Genomic DNA, 13733 nt, shown 5'->3' with positions numbered 1-13733 from the left:
ACGGTACTCTCGGCTATCTTACCCCCGTACAAGCTAGAAAAGTGCCCTCATAATTGTTGTTCAGTTTTGTGTTGACAATCCACCTTTGCTTCCGTTTTCAATAATTTGATTCCTTACAAACAAAGTACTTAATTGATCTGCCATAAAAGTGAATCATTAACTCCCCATCCACGCCCTGATTTATGCCCTGTATATCTGCCACGCAGCGTCCACTCCACCTAGAGGTCCACCAACCCAGAACCGCCGCACCTAATCACCGTATCCTTTTCCATTAGATATTCGTTTATACTATAGGGAGACAACAAATAACGGATGCCGCCGCCCTTGCCGGGACCGGCGCATTGCAAAAGTATTGACAGGGTACTCTGCTACCCTACCCCGACCAGGCTAACGGAGGTGCCGGTAATGAGAGCATTGCCCAATGAGAACAGCCGTGCCATAACTAAAACCCAAACTGAAACGCAACAAGACGAGAAAGTTGCCCAGCTTCACGCTGACCTGCTGCGCTATTGCATAAGACTGACAGGCTCCCGACACGCCGCGGAAGACCTGGTGCAGGATACCTGTGTAAAAGCCATTCGCATGATTCAGCAGAAGATGCCGCATCCAAATCCGGCAGCCTATCTGAAACGAGTTGCCCGGAACCAATGGATCGACCAGGTTCGGCGCAGCGCCCGTTACGAGGAACGCTTGAAGCACTCCACCGAATCCTTCAAGAAATCCGAAGCTTCAGATGAAGCATTCGAGCATGATGAGAAGCTGGAAGAAGCACTGAAGCTGGTGATCGCCTGCCTGTCTCCGCTCCAGAGAACCGTATATTTGCTGCGGGAAGCATTGTCGCTCACAGGACCGGAGACAGCCGCGCTGCTGGACACAACAGAAGGCGCTGTCAAGGCGGCGCTCAACCGCGCCCGTTTTGCTTTGTCACGTATGCTGGAGGGGGATGACGCAACAGATGATGCAGCAAACTCCCTGACCTCAGTTGAGATAGCTGATATCTCTCTGCTACAGGCTTATTCGGCTGCGCTTCAGCTTGAGAACACCGGACTGCTCGTGCAATTGATGAACAATGACCGGCTTGACCCGGCAGCATCTGTTATTGTTCTGCGTAATTACGCCTCCCAGGCACGCAAAGCTGCTTCCGTCCCGCAGGCCTGTCTGGCTGCGTAGCCGGTACTCTGCCGACTATCGGGACAGGATGAAACCCGTTAATTTTAAGGAGGCGTTTAGACCATGAACCTGATTCCTTATGTCGTCGAACAAAGCAGAAACGGTGAGCGGAGCTATGATATCTACTCCCGACTGCTAAAGGACCGCATTATTATGGTAAGCGGAGAAGTTAATGATGATATGGCGAATGCCGTAGTCGCCCAGCTGCTGTTCTTGGCAGCCGATGACCCGGATAAAGACGTCCAAATGTACATTAATAGCCCTGGCGGATCGGTTACGGCCGGGTTTGCCATCTACGATACGATACAATACATGAAGCCGGATGTCTCCACGATCTGTGTAGGATTGGCAGCCAGCTTCGGCGCGATGCTGCTGGCAGGCGGTACGAAAGGCAAGCGCTTCGCCCTCCAGAGCAGCGAAGTGATGATTCACCAGCCGCTGGGCGGCGCACGGGGGCAGGCATCAGATATTATGATCCATGCCGACTGGATTTTGAAAACACGGCAGAAGATCAACCGGATTCTCGTGGAGCAAACCGGGCAGCCGCTGGAGAGAATCGAGCGGGATTCGGACCGCGACTTCTTCATGGACGCCGAAGCGGCCAAAGCATACGGGATTATTGACGACATTATCCGTGGCAGCAAGTAATCTGGTCACCATAGCCCTGACAGAAAAGCAACAAGCGGTGAGGAGCAGCCTTTGGCTGCACATCCTCACCGCTTGTTTTATTTCATGCCCGTTGTGGCAATCCCACGGACAATTTGCTTCTGGAACAATAGAAAGACGATGATGAGCGGCAGCACCGACACCGTTGCGCCCGTCATAATTTGCACCCAGTTGCTGCTGTCCCTGGCTTCGCTGGAGAAGAAAGCCATTCCGACAGGAATAGTGAACATCTCCTCTGTCTGCGTCACGATCAGCGGCCAGATGAAGGCGTTCCAGTTGCCCAGGAAGGACAGAATGCACAGCGTCGCCACAGCCGAACGGACAAGCGGCACTACAATGCGCACCAGAATGCCCCACTCGCCCATCCCGTCGATCCGCGCTGCGTCGAGAAGGTCCGAAGGCACGGATTCCATGAACTGCTTCATCAGGAAGATGCCGAAGGCCGAGATGACACCCGGGAACATCACGCCCCAGTACGTATCCACCCAGCCAAAATTGACGGCATACAGAAACCAGGGAATAATCAGCATCTCTGTCGGCACCATCAACGTGCTTAGAATAAGCAGGTAAATGATTTTCTTGCCGTGAAAATTGAACTTGGCCAGTACATAGCCGATAACCGTATCGAAAAAGCAGACGCTAATCGTCGTCAACACCGCGACAATAAAACTGTTCACAATCCATCTGCCAAATGCTGTGCCGCTAAAGAGGGTCGCGTAATTCTCCCATGCCGGAGCCGAAGGAATCAGACTGAGCGAGTAAATTTCCTGCGGTGACTTGAGCGACGTCGCGATCATCCACAGAAACGGGAATACCATGAAGATAAGTCCTAATGCCAGAAGGATATAGCTCACCCATATGATGGCATAACGATCTCCCGTGATGCCTGTTTTCCTTTTCCATACAAGTCCCGGCTGCGCCGTCTTGCTCATTTGCTCCCTCCTTTCCAGGTTCCTGCTGCACCTGTTCCTGCTGCTCCTGTTCCGGCAGCTTCAGGACAGTTCAATCCGCCAATCGCAGACATGGTTCAGCCTCTACAGATCATTAATGCTCCACTTTTCGATTCAACACCTTGAGCTGCAATATAGTCAGCGTCAAAATAAGCAGGAACAAGACGACCGTCGCAGCCGACGCCTGCCCCATCTCGAAGCTCTTGAAGGCACGGTTGTAAATATACAGCACAATCGAATTTGTTGAGTTGAGCGGGCCTCCGGCTGTCATATTAAGCACCTGAGTAAAGGTTTGCAAAAATCCAATGCTGGCAATAACGATCGAGAACAGCAGCACCGGATTGAGCAGCGGCAAGGTGATGTGGATAAATTTTCGCCAGCGCCCTGCCCCATCAATGGATGCAGCGTCATAGTAGAGGCGAGGGATATTTTCGAGTCCCGCCAGAAACACCAGCATCTGAAACCCGATATTTTGCCAGATTACCGCAATTATGATCCAGTAGACAGCTTGAGAGGGCGAGTAGAGAAACGGCTGCGCCGGGAGACCAAGCTCCAATAGCACCCCGTTGGCTACCCCGTTCTTCATCAAAATCCAGCGAAACACCCAGCTCACTGCAACTACGCTGGTGATATGCGGAATAAAGTAGACGGTGCGAAAAAAGCCGCGGAAACGAACGATGCGCTGCAACAACAGTGCGATAGCCAGCCCTACTGCAAGCTGGCCGGGGACGCCTGCGACAACATAAATCAACGTGTTCCGGATTGTTCGGACAAACACCTCATCCTGAAATATAGCCGCGTAGTTGGACAGCCCGACAAACGGCTTGGTCTGCGATAACAGATCCCACTGGCGGAAGCTGACATGGAAGGAATACAAGATTGGCAGCACCCGCACGATAATGAAAAAGATCAGCGGAATAAGCAGGCAGCTGTAGATAAACAGATAACGCTTCTTTCGGAGTCCCAGACGCCAGAGGGGCAGCGTTAATTTGCGGCTGGGAGCGGCGACTTCTACCTGTTCCATTGCATTCCCTCCTTTTGCCCCCGAATTGTTCTGAATTCTTTTCTAATCAATTGCCTTGCTTGCTCCAGTAGTCGTCATATAATTTCTGGGTTTTGGCGACCAGCTCGGCGAATGCCTTATCAATAGGGACATTGGTTAACAGTACTTGATCGACCGCTTCGATGAACAGCGTTCTTTCCTGCGTCTCATCGATGAAGAAATGAGCGCGGCCATCAGGCAATTGTGCAATAAAAGCACCGAGGAATTCGTCGTTAACATATTTATCTTGCAGCGCAACCTCCTTCTGGGCCGGAAGCTCTCCGATTCGTTCCACCCACTGCTCCTGTACACCCTTGCTCGTCAAAAATTTCAGAAATTCCGTCGCCGCCGCCAGCTTTTCATCTTTAACCGTGGACGGAATCGCATTCGCCCAGAATGAAGCCTGGGTAGACTTATTCTTGTAAGCCGGAAGCGGGGCAATCGCATAATTCAAATCCGGCGCATCCTTGCGCAGAGAGCCGAGGCGGTAAGAGCCGTCGACATTAATGGCCGCATGGCCCGTCTTGAACGCATTGGCGTCATCCGTATAGAAACCGTTAATCCCGACCTTATGCTCCTTGGCAAAATCAATCAAATATTTGAATGCTTCCAGTCCTGCAGGCGATTCGTTCCATAAAATACGCTTGCGGTCCTCGCTCGTATCCTGGCCTCCGGCCTGATAAAGCAGCCCGTCGCGGAACCAGTGGTGAAGCTGGGAACCCGGCTCCCAGGCAAACCCTTCAATGACGAACTGTCCTTTACTGTCCCGCTCCGTCAACTGCTTGGCGTACTCAACCAGTTCCTCCCATGTTGTCGGCGGCTTGGCCGGATCAAGTCCGGCTTTGGTGAACAAGTCCTTGTTGTAATAGAGGCCTAATGTACGTACCCCGGTAGGCAGCGCGTAGTATTTGCCGCCAAGCTTGGCTGTCTCGACAAACGGAAAGAAATGCTCCTCGATATCGGCAGCAGGGAACTCGCTTTCCGGAAGTGGCTGCAAATAGCCGGAGGACACATATTTCGGCAGCCAGCCGTAATAGAGATTGATGACATCCGGGCCTTTGCCCGCCGGAACAAGCGTCGCCACCTTCTGGTTGTACTGGTCATACGGGAAATTCGTCTGCTTGACCGTAATATGCGGATGCTCCTGCTCAAATTGCTTGATCAACTCGTTAATTAACTCCACCTTTGCCGGAAATTCATACTGCCAGTATTCAATCGTAACCTCCTTCGGCTGTTCTGCTGAGACAGTCGTGTTGCTTTTTTCATAACTCGATGTTTTGGCCGGTCCGCTGCTGTCAGTTTTATTCCCGCCATTTGCCCCTGCGCAGCCCGCAAGCATCACAGTTCCAAGCAGCAAAGTTGCCCACAAGGTATAAAATGATCTCTTTTTCATCCGAACCCTCTCCCTGTCCCTATCCTTTTTATAATCTCTATTTGTCGGTTACACCAAGAAGCAGAATGCAGCTAACCGCCCGTATCGGATGTCTGTGTGCTGCTGTGCAGTGTGTTCAAACCGAGCAGTCGGCGGGCATTGTTGCCAAAAATATTTTCAATATCGGATTCGCCAAAACGCAAATCCCGGCAGACGCGGACCTGATCCTGCAAATACCGATACGGAAAGCCTCTGGGGAAGCCGAGGGAATCGGTGCCGAATAGAATCCGTTCTGGTCCAATCAGCTCATACGTTTTGCGAAAAAGCGTCTCCAGCGTCAGCTCGTAAGGCATCCAGCGCACCCACTGATTGGAGCCGGAGGTATCGATGTAGATGTTCGGGCAGCTCCAGCACAGATGGAGCAGTTCCTGGAAGTAACCCGCGCCAAAATGCGGAATGATGAACGGAATATCCGGGTATTCCCTTGCCGTGTTGAAGATTGCCAGCGGACTGATATTGGGGTGATGAACAATGCCGCCCGCATGTCCGAGCAGTCCGAAATGAATGAGTACGGGCAGCTTGCGCTCGGCAAGCACCTTCCATACCGGATCAAGTGACGGATCATCGAACGGGATGCCTGTCAGTGGACCGAACAGCTTGTAGCCTTTGAGCCCCAGCTCATCCGCTGCCCGCTTCAGTTCATCTGCCGCTCCTTCATCCTCAATCGAATGATACGCAAAACCGGTGAAGCGATCAGGATGGCGAGATATCTGATCCGCCATATTGTCGTTGTCCAGCGCCGTCAAAAAATTGAGTCCGGCAATATTGTATTTGTCCAGCTCCTGCACCCAGCGGTCAATGAGCGGGATCGTCTCATTGTGCTGATTCTCTGCGGCAGGCTCCGGAAAATCCCACGTCAGCCGCATCCGCTCGCTGCGCTCGGCCCCATAGCGGCTAATTTGCTCATGCCTGTTTTTGCCACCGAGTACAAGCCGATATGGCAGATGTCCATGAATGTCAAACACGCGAAATGGACTGCGAAACATAGGCTTTCTCTCCTCTCATGTCCGTTCCCACCCAAAAATTCTGACTTGACGTCCGCACCTTCATGTTCCCGGCAACTGGTCCGCTAAAGAAAAAAGACTTCTCACATGAAAGTGGAAGTCTCCGGTTATCCGGTAGATTAGTATATTATTCCAAGCGGAATTGTATGATTAGAATACTAACACCGATCATTTAAATGTTCAACCTTTTTTTTGAATAATGTCAATCATTTGTGAAAAATTTATATTTTTGGGTTACAGCGCATGCGATAACCTTAGAGTAGGAAAAATGATCTCTGGCAGAGTAAACTGACATAAACACAATCCCCGATTGATACATATATAACATAGCAGTTTATATTTTGTTACAAAAGGAGATTATGAACCTATGACAGAAACCAGACAGGCGGAATGGATTCAATATTACATTATTAACGGCGACTTGAAGCTGCCCCCTGGCACGGCCGCCGTTCAGGTCGCCCACGCCGCCACAACACTGACGCTGCATTACTTGCTGAACGGCAAGGAACAGGAAGCATTCCGTTCCTGGCTTGAAACCGGACAGCGCAAGGTAGTATTGATAGGCTCTGCACAGCAGGTAACAAATCTTGCGGATCAAGGCTATCTATCCGTCCGGGACAGCCAGCTCAGTCAGGGAGAAGAAGCGCCGCTGACTATTGTCGCATTGCCTCCCCTGAACCGGGATGACGCCGCTCCCTTGCTCGAAGGACTGACCGAACTGTAGACTTATACGACTTCACGCGGTGCGCTCATTTCCGCCTGTCAGCATGTTGACCTCCAGACCAACCAGCTTGCGTACAGCTTTTCTCTGGGGGTCGGCTTGGCGGTGTTCGTTACGGTTTCTATTTTTTCCGGCAAGCAACAGCCGCTTGTTCATGTTAAAATAGTGGACAAGATGATCGGCAGTAGGCCAGGGAAATCCTCTGCCGGATAAGGAGCGAACCGTAATGAGCGCCACTGAATTTACTATCAGATATGCGACAGAAGCAGACTTGCCCGAAATTGTCTTCATCTATAACTCTACGATTCCGTCACGTTATGTCACAGCAGATTTGGAACCTGTAACTGTAGAAAGCCGTCGCGACTGGTTCAGGAACCATACCCCGGACAAGCATCCTATCTGGGTCGCAATCAGAAATGGGAAGCTGATCGCCTGGGCAAGCCTCAGCGCTTTCTACGGTCGTCCTGCTTATGCCGCTACGGCGGAGTTCAGTATTTATGTCGCTGAAACTGCACGCCGGACAGGCGTCGGCAAGGTGCTGCTGGAACATGTTATGCAGGAATGTCCGCAGCTCGGCATCCGCAACTTGCTTGGCTTTGTGTTCGGGCATAATGAACCGAGCCTCGCCCTGCTTCGTAAATACGGGTTTACCCAATACGGGCACTTCCCTGAGGTCGCCGAACTGGATGGCGTCAAGCGCGATCTTGTTATATTAGGCAAACAGCTTTGAGTATAGGACAATAACTAAAAAGCTCCCCCTCACACATGTTGAGGCGGGAGCTTTGCGGGCTATACAGTCCAATTTATAGGTTAAAGTTCCTACACATAAGAGCCAAGAACTTCATTAAACTGTGTCAAATAGTCGAGATCAATCTGGTCGAAGCGCTCAAACGAGGGACTGTCGATATCCAGCACGCCAATCGTTCTGCCGTCCTTGCGCAGCGGGATGACCAACTCTGAATTGGTAGCCCCGTCACAGGCAATATGACCGGGAAATTGGTGTACATTCGGAACAAGCTGTGCCTCCTCCTTGGCTACTGCCGTACCGCACACACCTTTGCCGGAAGCAATCCGGGTGCAGGCAGGAAGTCCCTGGAACGGCCCCAGTACCAATTCTTCACCCTCCAGCACGTAAAAGCCGACCCAATTGATGTCTTCCAGAAACTGATTCAGCAAGGCCGCGGCGTTCGCCAAATTGGCAGTTGGACTCGGTTCGTCCTCTATCAGATGCTGAAGCTGCTTTAACAACAGCTCGTAATTCTCTTCCCTCGTTCCGGAATAGCTCGCTTTGGAAAACATATAACTTCTCCTTTAAATCCTTATTCGGATTGGCTGAGCTGTATAGCTTTCTCCAGATCGTACAAAATGTCGTCAATCGCTTCCGTCCCAACGGACAACCGGATCAACCCAGGCGTAACCCCGGATGCAAGCTGCTCCGCTTCGCCAAGCTGTTGATGCGTGGTGCTCGCCGGATGGATAATGAGCGACTTGGAATCCCCGACATTGGCTAGATGGGAGAATAGCTGTACGCCATGAATAAGCTTTTTGCCCGCTTCCACACCGCCTTTGATTCCAAAGCTGATGATCGCTCCCTGCCCCTTCGGCAAATATTTCTGAGCAAGTTCATAGGAAGCATGGCTTTCCAGCCCCGGATAACTAACCCATTCCACCGCATCCTGAGACTCCAGAAACCGCGCGACAGCCAGTGCATTTTCACTGTGCCGCTCCAGACGAAGATGCAGTGTCTCCAAGCCCTGCAGCAGAAGGAAAGCGCTCAGTGGAGCCAACGATGCTCCCAAATCCCTAAGCAACTGCACCCGGGCCTTGATAATATAGGCAAGCTCGCCAACCGCCTCTGTATATACAAGTCCATGGTAGCTCGGATCAGGCGTTGTAAGTCCCGGGAACTTGTCATTTTGCTTCCAGTCAAATTTGCCGCTGTCCACGATAACGCCCGCGATAGTCGTGCCATGGCCGCCAATGAATTTCGTTGCGGAATGAACGACAATATCAGCGCCGAAATCGATCGGACGAAGCAGATAAGGGCTCGGGAACGTATTATCTACGATCAGCGGAATGCCATGCTCGTGCGCAATGGCAGCCACGGCTTCAATATCCAGCACATCTCCGCGCGGATTCCCGATCGTCTCAGCGTAAATCGCCTTGGTCTTCGGTGTAATCGCACTGCGGAAATTATCCGGGCTCGAAGAATCGACAAAGTTGACGTTAATGCCAAGCTTCGGCAATGTCGTGGAGAACAGATTATAGGTTCCGCCATAAAGGCTCGCAGAGGAGACGATTTCATCGCCTGACGAGGCAATATTCAAGATGGAGTACGTGATCGCCGCAGCGCCGGATGCAACAGCCAGCGCGCCTGCGCCGCCTTCCAATGCCGCAATCCGCTGTTCGAATACAGCGGTCGTCGGATTGCCAACCCGTGTATAAATATTACCCTCTTCCTTCAGGCTGAACAAGTCCGCGGCGTGATCCGTATCCTTGAATCCGTAGGACGTAGTCTGGTAGATCGGCACCGCCCGTGCCTGTGTAGTCGGATCAATCTGTTGTCCTGCGTGAATTGCCAATGTTTCAGGTAAGTATTGTCTCTCCTCTGCCATAAGTGAAACCTCCCGATACTTATCAGAATAATTGCCTGTGTTGCTTTCAATTCTACTTAAATCCCGCACATCCCCGGTCTATTGCAAATACCCGGCGGCTCTTCGCCTGTGCAGGCCTGATACCCATAACCGATCGTTTCGCCAGTACGCATCCCTTTTGTCTTTATATGACTGTATGTTGATATTATTACAATAATTCCTATGAGTAAAGTTGGTTTAAAGTAAATATTTGTATTCGGGGCGCACTTTAGACACCAAACAGCTTGCCGTTTCATAGACGTATCCCTGTTGGTCCAGCATCTGCTTCGCAAGGAAAAACAGCTATGCAGCTCTTGCATACACCAATGTGGTTTTGTATGAAAATTGTCTAGAATGCTAGACCCGAACCCGTTACGGTCCAATGAGCAGCTGCACATTTTTATACCCATTGCCGCACGGAAACAGCCTTTTCGCATACAGCGCTTTGTGTGTTTGAAAATCAGGCGCATAGAGCCTTGACAAGACAAATCAAGGATGATAGATTAAGTACCAAACTCAACCAAATTCAGTGATGAATGTTTAAGACTTTTCATAATAGGATACCCTCATGTTTTAATTCCGACTAAATAAAGGTGAATGATAAGATTAAGTTTAAAATGTTCACCAATTATTCTTGAACCAGGGAGAGGAGCTGCTTCAAATGATCACGTATTCTATACAAACGCTGGCACCGTCGCGTACGCCAGAAACAACCCTTGCGACGGAAAAAACATGGTACACACCGGAAGAGAAACTGAACGTGTATTTGGATATTTGGCAAAATAAAAAGACAGTCGTCCAATATGCGCAAGAGCTAGGCATTTCTGTAGAGCGGATTGCCCGCTGGGAGCAGCAAGCGGCAGCCTTTATCGGCAAACTGCTGCACGGTCAGGAACAGCTCAAGGAGAAACAAAATCAGCTCCAGCAGCAGCTTGCAGGAACACAGTCCGCCCTGGACAAGAAATCCGCTCATCTGGACTGGCTCAAAACAACATTGGCAGCCAACACCTCGCGCAAGGAACGTTCCCATTGGGTCGACTACCATTGTCGTGACCTGCCGCTGAATGTGCAGACCGATCTGCTTAAGCTCAATCGTTCCTCTCTCTACTACAAGTCTGCCGCCGTTCAGAAAAAGCAGTAACAGCACTTGCCCCCTCCCCCGCGCCTCCACGTACCTTTCCCTGCCCTGGCTATGCCATTATGCGATTAGCAATTTATTTCCATTACACCTGTTGCTGGGCGCCTGATACTTAGCCTATAATTTATACAGATATTTAATCAAGGCGGGGAGTTTATTTCATGAATGAAACATTGCATGCTTTTTTAGCCTTGACAGATGCCGTCATCATTACAGATGAGCGCCACCATATTATGGATGTCAATGCAGCCTATGAGCAGATCACCGGGTTTGAACGACAGCATATTCTCGGTGCCCGTGCCAGTATTCTAAAAACCCAATTCACCAATTCTTCCACTTACAGCGGCATGCACGACGCCTTGAACCGCAAACAGGGCTGGTCCGGTGTATTCATTAACAAAAAAAACACCGGCCAATTATGGCACTCCTCGATTACGATCACTCCCTACCAGGTAGAGGGAAAATGGTATTACATCGGCGTATTCCGCGAGCTGGAGCACCTCCCGGAAGGGATTTATTTAGCCGAAGAGCGGCGCAGCGGCATTCAGGGCGTACTGCTCAAAGTACTCGCCATCTCCTGTGAAATCCGGGACCCGGCAATTGAGGAACATTTGACGAGAGTACAACAACTGACCCGGCAACTCATTTATGCCCATAACAGCCGGCTCTCGCTCGGGCTTGATCACGAACATATGCAGAGCATTGTCAACGCCAGCATTTTGCACGATATCGGCAAGTCAGGGGTGCCCGAGGGAATTTTGTACAAACCCGGCGCGCTGACTGTATATGAACGGCAGATTGTTGAGATGCACCCTCTGATCGGGGTAGATATTTTGGAGAAAATCAATTCCGAATTAAACGACTCCTTTTTTAAGAACGAAATGTCCATCGCGCGGAATATTATTTTTCATCATCATGAAAAATGGGACGGGACCGGCTATCCGCAGCAGCTCCAGGGAGCGGAAATTCCACTTGAGGCGCGAATCGTCAGTGTGGTGGATGTGTTCGACGCCTTGACCTCGCGCAGGCCGTATAAGGAAACCTGGCAACGGGAGCAAGCGCTCGCTTACCTCATGGAGCAGAAGGACAAATCCTTTGACCCGGAGATCATCACTTCTTTCCTCGCGATTATAGATCAGCAATGATAAAACGAACAAGCCGGCAGAGATGAACAATGAAGTTCACGATTCTGCCGGCTTTAGTTAGCTTTAGCTTGATTGCCTTATGTTCTTGCGAAGCCCCAGTTCATTAGAGCTTGAATTGCTTTGCCAATTGCTCCAGTTCTGCGGACATTTCCTCCAGCCGTTCTGTTGACGTCTTCATCTGCTTCACGGCGGCAAGTTGCTTCACGGCTGCATCAGCAATGCCGTTGAAATAGTTGGAGGTGTGGCTGGACAAACTCTCCATCTCTGCGGCCGATGCGACAACCTGTTCGGTCCCCGCGGATACTTCCTCAGATACAGCAGAAAGATCCTGAATTTCTTCAGCTACCTGTTCCACCTTATCCAAAATATGACTGAATGCTCCCCCCGCCTTTTGCACAGCGGACAAGCCGTCCTCAATTTGTACGGTTTCTTCCCGCACGCCGCCAACTGCTCGCGCTGTATCCTCAGTCATGGCAAGAATCAGCTCACTTATCCGGCTTGCTGCTCCCTCTGATTGAACAGCCAGCTTGCGTACCTGGCTTGCTACAACCGTAAAGCCCTGTCCATGCTCGCCCGCCCTTGCCGCTTCAATGGAAGCGTTCAGTGCAAGGAGACTCGTCTGGCCCGCGATTTCCCGAATAACGCCGACGATTTCGCCCACTTCGTGAGTTCGTGCCGCCAGCCGCTCCATGTCACTGGAGGCAACCTGCGCAGAGCGGCCAATCGCCTCCATCTTGTTGACGGCCTCCTGGATGAGACTGTTTCCGGTACGGGAGGTCTCCGCGGTCTCCCGGGAAGCATCGGCAATATTGGCCAGCGTATCGGCAATTCGCTCCATTCCGCTGCCGACCTCCCCGATTGCGCGCGCCGTCTCGCTGCTGTATTTTGCCTGCGCTTCGGCATTAGCCGCTGCTTCCTTCAGATTCAAGGTAATCTGTTCACTGGAGGCATTGGTCGTTTCCGCGCTGTGTGCAAGCTCCAGTACAGATTGCCGCAGCTTGCCTGAGCCGCCGCGCATCGCCTCAATCATAGTCCGCAACACTTCCACCATAGACCGGAATGCCAGCGTCAGACGGCTAATTTCATCTCTTCCTCTCACCTCAATCGCAGCAGTTAAATCCCCCTGCTCAATCGCATTCATATTCCGGGTCAGCCTGAGTACAGGAGAAACAATCATTCTTGCTAAGAAATAACTGGCGACGATGGCCCCCAGTAAAATCCCTGCCGCCAAGATGAGCATGTTGCGCTGGTTGATCTGCAACTGCTTGAATACGCTGGACGCGTCAAAATCCGCGCCGAGCACCCCAACAAACCCGCCGTCTGGAGCAAAAATCGGGATAAAGGCGGTAATGAGTGAGCCATACGCGTTATCCCTGGTAAGTCCCCCCACACTGCTTTGACGGTCGCTAAACGCCTTGATCAAATAAGAATTGTACGTCGTCTCAACCTGCCCAAGCTGCGAGGTGACGCCCTCCGGGTCATCCAGCGGCTGACCATCCACCACATAATAATATTGCTGCTGCTCCCCTTCCCCTCTGGAGGCCATGGTGTACAAAAATTTGAGATTGTTGGCTTCCCTCAGTTCATTGAATTTGAGCCGCAGCTCGGTGTAATAGGGCGTTTCCCCTGTTTCCGGGGTTATTTTCATGTATTGCGCAATATTAATCTGACCGACAGCATACTCGGCTATGCTCCGTGCCTGCTCTTCGATGGACTGGGTGATCAGCCGCTTGGATGACGTATAGATACTGTAGCCCAGCACACTGCCGGAAATGACAATTAAAATAGAAAATATGAGCATAATGCGCAAATGTAAGCTTTTCAATCCCGTC

14 protein-coding genes are annotated in these 13733 nt (G+C 51.2%); 6 read left to right on the top strand and 8 right to left on the bottom strand.

Annotated features, from left to right (window positions below):
* Positions 1-405: 405 nt before the first annotated feature.
* Together JFN88_RS03620 and clpP are read left to right on the top strand one after the other, a co-directional pair.
* Positions 406-1170: an RNA polymerase sigma factor gene (locus tag JFN88_RS03620; RefSeq protein WP_199017939.1), complete on the top strand. Its 765-nt coding sequence runs from the start codon at positions 406-408 to the stop codon at positions 1168-1170.
* Positions 1171-1233: 63 nt separating this feature from the next.
* On the top strand, positions 1234-1818 hold the full coding sequence (gene clpP, locus JFN88_RS03615) for an ATP-dependent Clp endopeptidase proteolytic subunit ClpP (protein ID WP_199017937.1): 585 nt from the start codon (positions 1234-1236) through the stop codon (positions 1816-1818).
* Positions 1819-1895: 77 nt separating this feature from the next.
* On the opposite strand, the gene JFN88_RS03610 is transcribed toward clpP, so the two are convergent.
* The 4 genes from JFN88_RS03610 to JFN88_RS03595 form a co-directional block, all read right to left on the bottom strand.
* Positions 1896-2768: a carbohydrate ABC transporter permease gene (locus JFN88_RS03610; protein ID WP_199017934.1), complete on the bottom strand. Its 873-nt coding sequence runs from the start codon at positions 2766-2768 to the stop codon at positions 1896-1898.
* A gap of 112 nt (positions 2769-2880) precedes the next feature.
* Positions 2881-3810, bottom strand: a complete 930-nt coding sequence (locus tag JFN88_RS03605) for a carbohydrate ABC transporter permease (RefSeq protein ID WP_199017932.1) — start codon at positions 3808-3810, stop codon at positions 2881-2883.
* Positions 3811-3856: 46 nt separating this feature from the next.
* On the bottom strand, positions 3857-5221 hold the full coding sequence (locus tag JFN88_RS03600; protein ID WP_233167381.1) for a sugar ABC transporter substrate-binding protein: 1365 nt from the start codon (positions 5219-5221) through the stop codon (positions 3857-3859).
* A gap of 71 nt (positions 5222-5292) precedes the next feature.
* Positions 5293-6246, bottom strand: a complete 954-nt coding sequence (locus JFN88_RS03595) for an amidohydrolase family protein (protein ID WP_199017930.1) — start codon at positions 6244-6246, stop codon at positions 5293-5295.
* A 385-nt stretch (positions 6247-6631) separates the two neighbouring features.
* On the opposite strand from JFN88_RS03595, the gene JFN88_RS03590 reads away from it, so the two are divergent.
* Positions 6632-6988: an aminoacyl-tRNA hydrolase gene (locus JFN88_RS03590; protein WP_199017929.1), complete on the top strand. Its 357-nt coding sequence runs from the start codon at positions 6632-6634 to the stop codon at positions 6986-6988.
* Between the two features lie 12 nt (positions 6989-7000).
* Here the strand turns inward: JFN88_RS03590 and JFN88_RS03585 are convergent, their stop codons facing one another.
* Complete coding sequence (locus tag JFN88_RS03585) at positions 7001-7222, bottom strand: hypothetical protein (RefSeq protein WP_199017928.1); 222 nt, start codon at positions 7220-7222, stop codon at positions 7001-7003.
* Here JFN88_RS03585 and JFN88_RS03580 point away from each other — a divergent pair.
* The gene (locus JFN88_RS03580; protein WP_199017927.1) at positions 7212-7715 is read left to right on the top strand and encodes a GNAT family N-acetyltransferase; all 504 of its coding nucleotides are present in this window, start codon (positions 7212-7214) and stop codon (positions 7713-7715) included. The genes JFN88_RS03585 and JFN88_RS03580 overlap by 11 nt on opposite strands.
* Positions 7716-7804: 89 nt before the next feature.
* Here the strand turns inward: JFN88_RS03580 and JFN88_RS03575 are convergent, their stop codons facing one another.
* On the bottom strand, positions 7805-8284 hold the full coding sequence (locus JFN88_RS03575) for a free L-methionine (R)-S-oxide reductase MsrC (protein WP_199017926.1): 480 nt from the start codon (positions 8282-8284) through the stop codon (positions 7805-7807).
* 20 nt (positions 8285-8304) lie between these two features.
* The gene (locus tag JFN88_RS03570) at positions 8305-9600 is read right to left on the bottom strand and encodes a homocysteine synthase (protein WP_199017925.1); all 1296 of its coding nucleotides are present in this window, start codon (positions 9598-9600) and stop codon (positions 8305-8307) included.
* Positions 9601-10279: 679 nt separating this feature from the next.
* On the opposite strand from JFN88_RS03570, the gene JFN88_RS03565 reads away from it, so the two are divergent.
* Both JFN88_RS03565 and JFN88_RS03560 read left to right on the top strand, forming a co-directional pair.
* A complete protein-coding gene (locus tag JFN88_RS03565) occupies positions 10280-10759 on the top strand; it encodes a hypothetical protein (protein WP_199017924.1) in 480 nt (159 codons plus the stop codon).
* Positions 10760-10917: 158 nt separating this feature from the next.
* On the top strand, positions 10918-11901 hold the full coding sequence (locus tag JFN88_RS03560; RefSeq protein ID WP_199017923.1) for an HD domain-containing phosphohydrolase: 984 nt from the start codon (positions 10918-10920) through the stop codon (positions 11899-11901).
* Between the two features lie 103 nt (positions 11902-12004).
* Here the strand turns inward: JFN88_RS03560 and JFN88_RS03555 are convergent, their stop codons facing one another.
* Positions 12005-13726 (bottom strand): methyl-accepting chemotaxis protein, encoded by a 1722-nt coding sequence (locus tag JFN88_RS03555; RefSeq protein WP_199017922.1) that lies wholly within the window; start codon positions 13724-13726, stop codon positions 12005-12007.
* Positions 13727-13733 lie beyond the last annotated feature (7 nt).

This window comes from Paenibacillus roseus (assembly GCF_016424485.1).
Taxonomy (GTDB): Bacteria; Bacillota; Bacilli; order Paenibacillales; family Paenibacillaceae; genus Paenibacillus_D; species Paenibacillus_D roseus.
The sequence above is the reverse complement of the archived record's forward strand: the minus strand, read 5'-3'. Positions and strand labels throughout refer to the sequence as shown.